The organism is Povalibacter sp., from assembly GCF_036520495.1.
Classification (GTDB): Bacteria; Pseudomonadota; Gammaproteobacteria; order Steroidobacterales; family Steroidobacteraceae; genus Steroidobacter.
On the sequence record NZ_DATDJO010000058.1, the window covers coordinates 1 to 9,901 of the forward strand.

9 protein-coding genes and 1 pseudogene are annotated in these 9,901 nt (G+C 63.6%); 9 read left to right on the forward strand and 1 reads right to left on the reverse strand.

Annotation, left to right across the window (positions count from 1 at the left end; translation table 11 throughout):
- The 7 genes and pseudogenes from VIZ63_RS19970 to VIZ63_RS20000 form a co-directional block, all read left to right on the forward strand.
- Positions 1–351: pseudogene (locus VIZ63_RS19970) on the forward strand (hypothetical protein); the annotation flags it as partial.
- A 104-nt stretch (positions 352–455) separates the two neighbouring features.
- A complete protein-coding gene (locus VIZ63_RS19975; protein WP_331611516.1) occupies positions 456–1,130 on the forward strand; it encodes a heme-copper oxidase subunit III family protein in 675 nt (224 codons plus the stop codon).
- A 9-nt stretch (positions 1,131–1,139) separates the two neighbouring features.
- Positions 1,140–1,523, forward strand: coding sequence for a cytochrome C oxidase subunit IV family protein (locus tag VIZ63_RS19980; protein ID WP_331611518.1), 384 nt, complete (start codon positions 1,140–1,142; stop codon positions 1,521–1,523).
- Complete coding sequence (locus tag VIZ63_RS19985) at positions 1,516–1,854, forward strand: cytochrome c oxidase subunit II transmembrane domain-containing protein (RefSeq protein ID WP_331611519.1); 339 nt, start codon at positions 1,516–1,518, stop codon at positions 1,852–1,854. Before VIZ63_RS19980 ends, VIZ63_RS19985 begins: the two co-directional genes overlap by 8 nt.
- A gap of 127 nt (positions 1,855–1,981) precedes the next feature.
- The gene (locus tag VIZ63_RS19990; RefSeq protein ID WP_331611520.1) at positions 1,982–2,989 is read left to right on the forward strand and encodes a COX15/CtaA family protein; all 1,008 of its coding nucleotides are present in this window, start codon (positions 1,982–1,984) and stop codon (positions 2,987–2,989) included.
- Complete coding sequence (gene cyoE / locus VIZ63_RS19995) at positions 2,986–3,888, forward strand: heme o synthase (protein ID WP_414703820.1); 903 nt, start codon at positions 2,986–2,988, stop codon at positions 3,886–3,888. Before VIZ63_RS19990 ends, cyoE begins: the two co-directional genes overlap by 4 nt.
- A gap of 91 nt (positions 3,889–3,979) precedes the next feature.
- The gene (locus VIZ63_RS20000; protein WP_331611523.1) at positions 3,980–5,200 is read left to right on the forward strand and encodes a VanZ family protein; all 1,221 of its coding nucleotides are present in this window, start codon (positions 3,980–3,982) and stop codon (positions 5,198–5,200) included.
- Here the strand turns inward: VIZ63_RS20000 and VIZ63_RS20005 are convergent.
- Positions 5,160–5,924, reverse strand: a complete 765-nt coding sequence (locus VIZ63_RS20005; protein WP_331611524.1) for a hypothetical protein — start codon at positions 5,922–5,924, stop codon at positions 5,160–5,162. The two genes, VIZ63_RS20000 and VIZ63_RS20005, sit on opposite strands and share 41 nt — an antisense overlap.
- A 236-nt stretch (positions 5,925–6,160) precedes the next feature.
- On the opposite strand from VIZ63_RS20005, the gene uvrD reads away from it, so the two are divergent.
- Positions 6,161–8,329, forward strand: coding sequence for a DNA helicase II (gene uvrD / locus VIZ63_RS20010; protein ID WP_331611526.1), 2,169 nt, complete (start codon positions 6,161–6,163; stop codon positions 8,327–8,329).
- Positions 8,330–8,453: 124 nt separating this feature from the next.
- Entirely contained in the window at positions 8,454–9,842 is a 1,389-nt protein-coding gene (gene trkA, locus VIZ63_RS20015; RefSeq protein WP_331611527.1) for a Trk system potassium transporter TrkA, read from the forward strand.
- Positions 9,843–9,901: the final 59 nt, after the last annotated feature.

Below are 9,901 nucleotides of genomic sequence, written 5' to 3' on the forward strand. Positions count from 1 at the left end.
ATGACGATCGGCTTCCTGGTCGGCCAGATTCTCGCCTGGCGGCTGATGATCATCTCGGGCTACTTCCAGCCATACAACCCGGCCGTCGCATTCTTCTATCTGCTGACGCTGATCCACGCACTGCATGTCATGGGCGGACTCTACGTGTGGGCACGGATGCTGTGGCGCCTGCGAGCCCAGCGCGTCGAGGTGCGGGCCAGCGAAGCGATCGAAGTGCGTCGCCGCTTCCGGCTCAGCGTCGAGCTGTGCACCGTGTACTGGCACTACCTGCTGTTCGTCTGGCTGGTGGTGTTCGCATTGCTGCTCACGCACTCGATCGACAGTCAATTCGTCTTCGACCGGCTCTGCTGACTGCGCATGAAAAACAGAATCGAGACACAGCATCTCCCCGGGAAACGCAGCGGCGCACGAGTGTTTACGGTGGAGATCTTCATGGATCGACTTGAGGCACGTTCATGACCCATCAACCGAGGACGACCATCGAAGGCCTGCAAGGCGTCACCGCCGACTGGTCGGCGGACAAACAGGCATTCCCCGTTCCGTGGGGGAAGGCCATGATGTGGATCTTCCTGCTGAGCGACACGTTCATTTTCTCGTGCTTTCTCACCGGTTACATGAATGTGCGCATGTCGACCACGGTCCCGTGGCCGAATCCCAGCGAAGTGTTCGCGCTCACCGTCGCCGGCAAGAGCATCCCCCTGCTGCTGATCGCCATCATGACCATGGTGCTGATCACGAGCAGCGGCACGATGGCGATGGCAGTCAACTTCGGCTATCGACGCGATCGCAAGCGCACCGCGATGCTGATGTTCGCCACGGCCGCGCTCGGCCTGTGTTTCGTCGGCATGCAGGCGTTCGAGTGGACCAAGCTCATCGTGGATGAAGGCGTACGCCCGTGGGCCAACCCCATGGGCGCGGCACAGTTCGGTTCCGCGTTCTTCATGATCACGGGCTTTCACGGATTGCACGTGAGCGGCGGGGTCATCTATCTCAGCGTCGTCGCCATCCGCGTGCTGAACGGCTTCTACGATCGCAAGGGCACGTACGAAACCGTCGAGGTCGCGGGCCTGTACTGGCACTTCGTCGACCTCGTGTGGGTGTTCATCTTCGCGTTCTTCTATCTCTGGTAAGAGGTGCTTATGAGTCATGCCGCACAGGCTTCCGCTCATGGACCGGCTCACGGTGAAGGCCAGCAACACCCGATCAAACTGTACCTTGTGATCTGGGGCCTGCTCTTCGTCCTCAGCGCCTTCTCGTACATGGTCGATTACTTCCGCTTGCAGGGATATCTGCGCTGGACGCTGATCATCGTCTTCATGCTGCTGAAAGCCGGCTTCATCGTCGCCATCTTCATGCACATGAAATGGGAGCGGCTCGGCCTGAAGCTCGCCATACTGACGCCACCGCTGGCGCTGCTGGTGCTGATCGGACTCATGGCCATCGAAGGCGACCACACGTTTCTGACGCGACTCGCGTCCTTCGGCCAGGAAGCGGCGGTGCCCGCATCCGTGCACCATGACTGAAACCACCGGACTACTCGCCGGGGTGCACGCAGCCGTGCTCTGGGGCTGCATCCTGGTCATGGCGGGCGTCTTCGCCCTGATGATTCACTCCATCGCCACGTTCCGGCGGGCCGCTGCCGGGAATCCGCACCCGCGCAATGCGACCGCAGAAGTGCTCTGGGCACTGGTGCCGATCATCATCGTGATCGCGACAGCCGCGCCTGCCGTGCACTCTCTGATGGCACCTGCGGCCCCCAGTGGAACCGCACTGGAACGTCAGTCTCAGCGAGGTCCTGAACTGGCGGGGCAGATCCCACAGAAGGCTTTCCATGACGGCGGCATCCCGCTATAAGACTTCCCGGCCGATCACCGGCCGCGTGCGGCTTTTACCGACTGCGTTCCATCATGTCTTTTCACTTACCTGTCTCGCTGCGGGCTCTGCATTCGAGCTCTGATCCGGCGGGGAACATCCCCACTCCATGACTTCCCGTCTGATATTTTTTCGCCGGCTCGCGCTGGCTGGTGTTCTGCTGGCCTTTGTCGTCGTGGTGCTCGGAGCCTGGGTGCGACTGAGTGCTGCTGGCCTCGGCTGCCCGGATTGGCCTGGCTGCTATGGGCATCTCAGCGCGGACCAGGCGGCGCAGAACGTCGACGCCATCAATGAGGCTTTCCCGCATCGGCCGTTCGAGTACCACAAAGCCGTCAAGGAGATGGTGCATCGCTACTTCGCCTCCACACTGGGACTGCTGATCCTGGTGCTGGCAGGACTTGCGATCGCGAACCGCAGGGATTCCAAGCAGCCGGTGGCGCTGCCGATCGCGCTGGTCGCACTGGTGATCTTCCAGGGCCTGCTGGGCATGTGGACCGTGACACTGCTGCTCAAGCCGCTGATCGTGGTCCTGCACCTGCTGGGCGGTCTTGCCACCTTGTCGGCGCTGGGCTGGCTCGCCATCGATCCGGAACGGCGCATGCGCGTGCGGGAAGAGACTGGCCTGCGCCGCTTGGCGCTGATCGGCCTGGTCGTGCTGGTCCTGCAGATCGCACTCGGCGGATGGACCAGCAGCAACTATGCCGCGCTCGCCTGCCCGGATTTTCCGACCTGCCAGAACGCCGCATGGCCGGAAATGGATATCAAGGATGCCTTCGTGCTCTGGCGTGGCCTCGGCATAGACTATGAGGGCGGCGTGCTCAATCACCCGGCGCGCGTCGCGATTCACTTCATTCACCGGCTCGGCGCCATCGTCACGGCGTTGATACTGGGGTTCCTGGCGCTGCAGGCGTGGCGCGAGGGACGCAACGACTCGATTCGCATTGCCGGCGCCATCGTCGGTGTGATCCTGATCCTGCAACTGATCCTTGGTCCGCTGATGGTGGTGCGCGGGCTGCCGCTGCTGCTCGCGACGGCGCACAACGGCGTCGCGGCGCTGCTGCTGCTCAGCGTCGTGCGTATCAACCGGCTCCTGCGACCTTCGGCTTCGTGGCTATGAGCGCACCAGTGCCCACTTCATCCGCGCAACACGCCAGCTGGCGCGACTACTACGAACTCGGCAAACCGCGAGTCGTGATGCTGATCGTGTTTACCGCGGTGGTCGGCATGTTTCTCGCCGCTCCAGGCTTGCCGCCGGCGCAGGCATTGCTGTTCGGTACGCTCGGCATCGCCCTCGCGGCCTCATCCGCCGCTGCGATCAATCACGTGCTCGACCGGCGCTTCGACGAACAGATGGCGCGCACCCGCAATCGCCCGCTGCCGACCGGTCATGTCACTGAACGCCAGGCGCTCATTTATGCAATGGCGCTGGCAGTGATGTCGATGGCGATGCTGTGGCTGCTGGTCAATCCGCTGACGGCGGTGCTGACCTTCTGCTCGTTGATTGGCTATGCGGTCGTCTACACGGTGTGGCTGAAGCACGCGACCCCGCAGAATATCGTCATTGGCGGCGCCGCCGGCGCCGCACCACCGGTATTGGGATGGGCGGCCGTGACCGGCCAGGTCGATCCGTACTCGCTACTGCTGTTCCTGATCATTTTCACGTGGACACCGCCGCATTTCTGGGCGCTCGCCATCGCTCGTCGCGACGAGTACGCGAAGGCTGGCATTCCGATGCTCCCGGTGGCGTACAGCATCGAATTCACCCGCCTGCACATCCTGCTCTACACCATCCTGCTGGTGATCGTCACGCTGCTGCCGTACCTGACGGGAATGACCGGTCTCATCTATCTGGCCGCTGCACTGATTCTCGGCGGCGTCTTCCTGTATCGCGCCACGCAGCTCAAGCTGGATGTCGATGCGCGCCTGCCGATGCAGACATTCAGCTTTTCGATCACGTACCTCGCGCTGCTGTTCGCGGCTTTGTTGCTGGATCATTACGTGCGAATCACATTCTAGGGACCAGCCTCCAGGCCCTGGCAAGAATGAGAGGAGGAAGGTTCCTACTAGCGCCTAGCGCCTGGGGCCTGGTACCTAGTACCTTCCTCCCGTGCCTACCCGCTCCCGCAGTTTCATCCCCTGGCTTCTCATCGCCGTCATCGCATTGATCGCGTACGGCTCGCTGTATCCGTTCAATCTGAAGGCAGGTGCGCTGAATCACGGCGCGCTCGATGCGCTGCGCGAGTTGTCCTGGGCACGCGCGGGGCGCGGCGATCGCATCGCGAACGTGCTGTTGTACCTGCCGCTGGGCTTCTGCCTGTTCCTGTGGCTGTCATCGCACCTGCGACGCAGCCTGGCGGTTTTCGTCACGGTGACCCTGGGGTCGCTGCTGTCGTTCAGCATCGAAGTCACGCAAGTCTACATCTCGAGTCGCGTACCGAGTCTCACCGACCTGACGCTCAATGCGCTCGGCACCCTGATCGGCGCTACTGCCGGTGTGGGGTGGGACAAGATGGGCGGGTTGATGCAGCTGCCGCGGCGCGCGGAGAAGCCCCATCGCGATCCGGCCGCGTTGCTGCTGATTGTGTCGTGGCTGCTGTGGCGGTTGGCGCCATTCGTGCCGCACTTCGATCTGGGCAAGCTCAAGGCCGCGCTGCAACCGCTGGTCCGGCCGCAGATCGACCTCAGCAGCACGCTGATCTGGCTGACTTACTGGCTGGTGATCTCACAGGCGCTCGCTGCGCTGGTGAGTCGCGCGCATACACTCGAAGCACTGCTGATCATGATGGCGGCCGTGCTGGTCGGGCGTCTGATCGTCGCCAATCAGACATTCGTGCCCGCCGAACTGGTGGCACTGATCGCACTCGTGCCCATCTTCGTGCTCATGTATCGCATGACGCCGGGACCCAAGCGACTGCTGTTGCTGGCGGCCATGCTCGCGGCCTTCGTCTTCGAACGTCTCGCGCCATTCACGTTCGCCGGCCCGGCGCAGGCATTCGATTTCTGGCCGTTCCTCGCCTGGTTCGCCACCGGATTTCCGGCAGCGGTGACGTCGTTCGACTGGATCGAATTCTTCGGCACGATCTTCGTGTTCGCCGCACTGCTGTGGGTGCTGCGTTTTGCCGGCGTATCGTTCCGGCTCGCCGCCGGCATCGTGATGGCACTCGCGTGCGTCACGGAAGTACTGCACTTGTGGCTGCCGGAGCGCGTCGCCTCGATCACCGACCCGCTCATCGCGCTCGCTGTCGTGCTGGCCTTCCGCTATACGCAGCACCAGCAACGACGGATGTTCACGGGGCGTCCTGCGTCCCGACGTGAGCGCATCCTTTGAATTCCCGGCCGTCGAGCACGGCCCGCGCGGCGTACGCGAAGTATTCGCCCGACATGGAGTCGCGACAGGCCTGCGCCTCGATCTGCAATTCCACCTTGTGTTGCGCGGCACGCGCGCTGTAGCCGACGGCGCCTTCGACGTCTTCCGCCTGCAGCTCGCCGAGCCGGATTTCTTGGGGGTCGTCAGGCTGCTTCCATACCATGCCGGTCTGCGTGACCTCGGCGGCCCAGAACGGCTCGTTGCCGCGCGCAGTCACGACGTAATCGGGCGGCGCACGTTCGCATCCGCGGTTCTCACCCGTCGGCGCTGCGTACAGCAACTGCTCCAGCAGAAAGACACCGGCGTGCCCGGCGGCGGCCGTCAGGTTGTCGGGTATGGGTCCACGCTCGCCATACGCTTCGATATAGAGCGATGTCAGATCTTCGGTAAGCAGTTGGGTCAGCGCTCCTTCGCCTTCATCGAGCAACCACAGATCCGCTCGATCGCCGCAGGCGCGGTAGCTGGCGTGATCACCATCGGCCGTAACGATGCCGCGTTTGATGGCCAGGCCCGATTCGGCAGACGCCTCCTCCTGCAGCGGCCCGGAAAACTCGATCCTTCCCGCAGGCGCGGCCGGCGCCGTTGCTGATGGCGATGCGTTCTCACTCTGCGGGTTGCAGCCGCACGCCAGCAACGCGCTCATGACCGAAAGACCCGTGAGACACAGGATCCGACAGCGAGACATCGCGAACCTCCCCGGACGTCAGACGCTTATCGTGAAATCAACGTGGATGGCCACAGAATAGCGCGTAACGAGCGGCGCCCGCCAATCGGCGCAGCAGGCATCGCCTGACTCGTGATGGCAGGCCCACCCGGCTACAATCACGCACTTCCAACGCCTCGCATGCAACGCAGCTCCTCAATGACCCTTCCAACCGATCGCATCCGCCCGACATTCCTGCCGGCGCCCCGCGCCTGACCATGGACGTTTCCCACATCCTGGACGGTCTCAACGACGAGCAGCGCGCAGCCGTGACGGCGCCGCTCGCACCGACGCTCGTGCTCGCTGGCGCAGGTAGCGGCAAAACACGCGTCCTGACACATCGCGTCGCCTGGCTCGTGCAGGTGGAGCACGTATCCGCACACGGCATCCTGGCCGTCACGTTCACCAACAAGGCCGCCGGCGAAATGCGCGGTCGCATCGAGTCGTTGCTCAACGTGCCGAGCGCGCCGCTCTGGGTCGGCACCTTCCACGGCATCGCGCACCGGTTGTTGCGTATGCATTGGCGCGAGACGAACCTGCCGCAGGCCTTCCAGATCATCGACTCCGAGGATCAGCTGCGGGCCATCCGCCGCATCGTCAAGGGACAGAATCTCGACGAGGCGCGTTGGGTGCCGAAGGAAATCATGTGGTTCATCAATGCACGCAAGGACGAAGGTCTGCGGGCGAAGGACCTCAAGGATGACGGCGATCCGAACCGTCGTCAGTTCATCAAGCTCTACGAGCAGTACCAGGAACAATGCGATCGCAGCGGCAGTGTCGACTTCGCCGAACTGCTGCTGCGTGCCTACGAATTGCTGCGCGACCGGCCCGACGTGCTGTCGCACTATCGCAATCGCTTCCGGCATGTGCTGATCGATGAATTCCAGGACACGAACACGATTCAATACGACTGGCTGAAGCTGCTGGTCGGTCCGAGCGGCGTGCCGTTCGCGGTCGGCGACGACGACCAGTCGATCTATCGCTGGCGCGGTGCGAAGGTCGAGAACCTGCACCAGTACCGCCGCGATTTCCCCGGCGTGCAGATGTTCCGCCTGGAACAGAACTACCGCTCCACCGGCAATATCCTCGATGCGGCGAACGCGCTCATCGGCAACAACACGGGACGCCTCGGCAAGAATCTCTGGACCAGCGGCGAACGTGGCGATCCGGTGCGGTTGTACGCGGCGTTCAACGAACGCGATGAAGCGGATTTCGTCGTCAACCGGGTGCGCGAGTGGGTGCTGAAAGGCGGGCGCCGCGCGGAATGCGCGATCCTGTATCGCTCCAACGCGCAGTCACGAACGTTCGAAGAAGCGTTGCTCGCTGCCCGAATTCCCTATCGCGTCTACGGCGGCCTGCGATTCTTCGAGCGCGCGGAAATCAAGGACGCGCTGGCATATCTGCGCCTCATCTTCAACCGCGCCGACGATGCCTCGTTCGAGCGCATCGTGAATCTGCCCACGCGCGGCATTGGCAACAAATCGCTCGACACGGTGCGCAACTATGCGCGCGCCAACGCCTGCTCCATGTGGCAGGCCGCCGGCGCCTGCATCGCCGAACTCGGCAGCCGGCTCGGCCAGAACCTGCATAAGTTCCTGCAGCTGATCGAACAGCTCGAACGCGACACGCGCGATCTGCCGCTGCACGAACAGGTCGATCACATCATCAATGTCAGCGGGCTCATCGCGCACTACAAGCAGGACAAAGGCGATCGCGGCGAAGCGAAGGTCGAAAACCTTGAAGAACTCGTGACCGCCGCGCGCGGCTACGAACCCGACGAGGCTACGCAGATGTCGGCGCTGGCGAACTTCCTCGCGCACGCCGTGCTGGAGTCGGGCGACAACCAGGCCGATGAATGGGAGGACGGCGTGCAGATGATGACGCTGCACTCGGCCAAGGGACTGGAGTTCCCCGTCGTGTTCCTGACCGGCATGGAGGACGGCTTGTTTCCGAGCCAGCGCTCGATCGGTGATGTCGGCGGCCTCGAGGAGGAACGCCGGCTCTGCTACGTGGGCACGACGCGCGCGATGAAGCACCTGTACCTGACCTACGCGGAACAGCGCCGCCTGCACGGCACCGACACGTACGGCACGCCGTCACGCTTCATCAGAGAGATCCCGCCCGAGCTGCTCGAAGAGATCCGTCCGCGCATCCAGGTTTCGCGCCCGGTCTACACGCCGCGCAACACCAACAACGGCCGGATCCAGGAAGAGGCACCCGCTTCCGGCATCCGCCTCGGCCAGCGCGTCCGCCACGGCAAGTTCGGCGAAGGCGTGATCCTCGACATCGAAGGACAGGGCAGCCACGCGCGCGTGCAGGTCAATTTCGAACGACAAGGCCCCCCTAAATGGCTGATGCTGGCGTACGCGAATCTGGAGCCGGTATGACAAGAACAAAGGCTGACTGGCCAGCTGGCCAACTGGCCAACTGGCCGGAAGGACGCTGCAACGTTTTCTCGCCGGTTTGCCAGTCGGCCAGTCGGCCAGTCGACCGCATCGCGGCGAAGCTGCGATGAAGATCATCATCCTTGGTGCCGGCCAGGTCGGTCGGACCGCCGCCACGCACCTGGCTCGCGAGGAAGCCAACGAGGTCACGGTCGTCGACACCAACGACGAACTGCTGCGTGATCTGCAGGACCGGCTCGACATCCGCACGGTCTCGGGCAACGGCGCGTATCCCAGCACGCTGGAAGCCGCCGGCGCCAAGGATGCCGATGTGTTCGTCGCACTCACCAACAGCGATGAAGTGAACATGGTGGCGTGCCAGGTCGTGCACACGCTGTTCAATCGCGATGCCACGCGTATTGCACGCATCCGTTCCAGCGATTACACGCGTCACTCGAAACTGTTCGAAGATGAGGATCGCGCGTTCGCAGTCGACGTCACGATCAGTCCCGAGCAGCTCGTCACCGATCACGTGGTGCGCCTCATTCAGTTCCCCGGCGCATTCCAGGTTCTCGACTTTGCCGACGGCCGCGTGCGTCTCGTCGGCGTCAAGGCGCTGAGTGGCGGAGCGCTGATCGGACAGCAGCTCAAGCAGCTGCAGAGCCATATTCCGGGCCGCGATGCGCGCGTCGCAGCGATCTATCGCGATGGGCGCAGCGTCAAGCCGCACGGCGAAACGATCATCGAGCACGGCGACGAGATCTTCTTTATCGCTGCGCGCGAGGACATTCGTCTGGTAATGAACGAAATGCAGCGCCTGGAAGAACCGGTGCGTCGCGTCGTCATCGCCGGCGGCGGCAACATCGGCTTCCGGCTGGCGCAGGTCCTGGAAGTCGAACACCAGGTGAAACTCATCGAGCGCGACCAGCGCCGCGCCCGGCGCATTTCGGAACAGCTGAGCAACACCATCGTCCTCAACGGCGATGCTGCCGATGAAGATCTGCTGCTGGAAGAGAACATCGACAGCGCCGATGCGTTCGTCGCCGTGACGAATGCCGAGGAGGCGAACATCCTCTCGGCGATGCTGGCGAAGCGCCTGGGCTGTCACAAGGTGATGGCGCTGATCAATCGGCCGGCGTACGCCGAGCTGGTCGAGAGCGGCACGATCGACGTCGCGCTCTCGCCGCAGCAGGTGACGATCGGTTCGCTGCTCGCGCACGTGCGACGCGGCGACGTGGTGCGCGTGCACTCGTTGCGGCGCGGCGCGGCCGAAGCCATCGAAGCGGTCGCGCACGGCACGCAGGGCCAAGGCCGCGTCATCGGCCGTCGCATCGAAGACATCCCGCTGCCCGACGGCACGACCATCGGCGCCATCGTGCGCGGCGACGAAGTCCTGATCGCCCATCACGACACCATGATCCAGCGCGACGACCACGTGATCATGTTCCTCACCGATCGCCGGCACATCGAAGCGGTCGAGCGGTTGTTCGATGTGCCGAAGAGGGCGGCGAGATGACGGTCGCCGGACGGCGGCAGGTCAACTGGCTGACTGGCCCACCGGCTAACTGGCCAGAG

Bases quoted from the DNA above. Each gene is read 5' to 3' on its own strand.
- VIZ63_RS20005 (WP_331611524.1), bottom strand. From the start codon at position 5,924: ATGTCTCGCTGTCGGATCCTGTGTCTCACGGGTCTTTCGGTCATGAGC.
- VIZ63_RS19980 (WP_331611518.1), top strand. From the start codon at position 1,140: ATGAGTCATGCCGCACAGGCTTCCGCTCATGGACCGGCTCACGGTGAA.
- cyoE (WP_414703820.1), top strand. From the start codon at position 2,986: ATGAGCGCACCAGTGCCCACTTCATCCGCGCAACACGCCAGCTGGCGC.
- VIZ63_RS19985 (WP_331611519.1), top strand. From the start codon at position 1,516: ATGACTGAAACCACCGGACTACTCGCCGGGGTGCACGCAGCCGTGCTC.
- VIZ63_RS19975 (WP_331611516.1), top strand. From the start codon at position 456: ATGACCCATCAACCGAGGACGACCATCGAAGGCCTGCAAGGCGTCACC.
- trkA (WP_331611527.1), top strand. From the start codon at position 8,454: ATGAAGATCATCATCCTTGGTGCCGGCCAGGTCGGTCGGACCGCCGCC.
- uvrD (WP_331611526.1), top strand. From the start codon at position 6,161: ATGGACGTTTCCCACATCCTGGACGGTCTCAACGACGAGCAGCGCGCA.
- VIZ63_RS19990 (WP_331611520.1), top strand. From the start codon at position 1,982: ATGACTTCCCGTCTGATATTTTTTCGCCGGCTCGCGCTGGCTGGTGTT.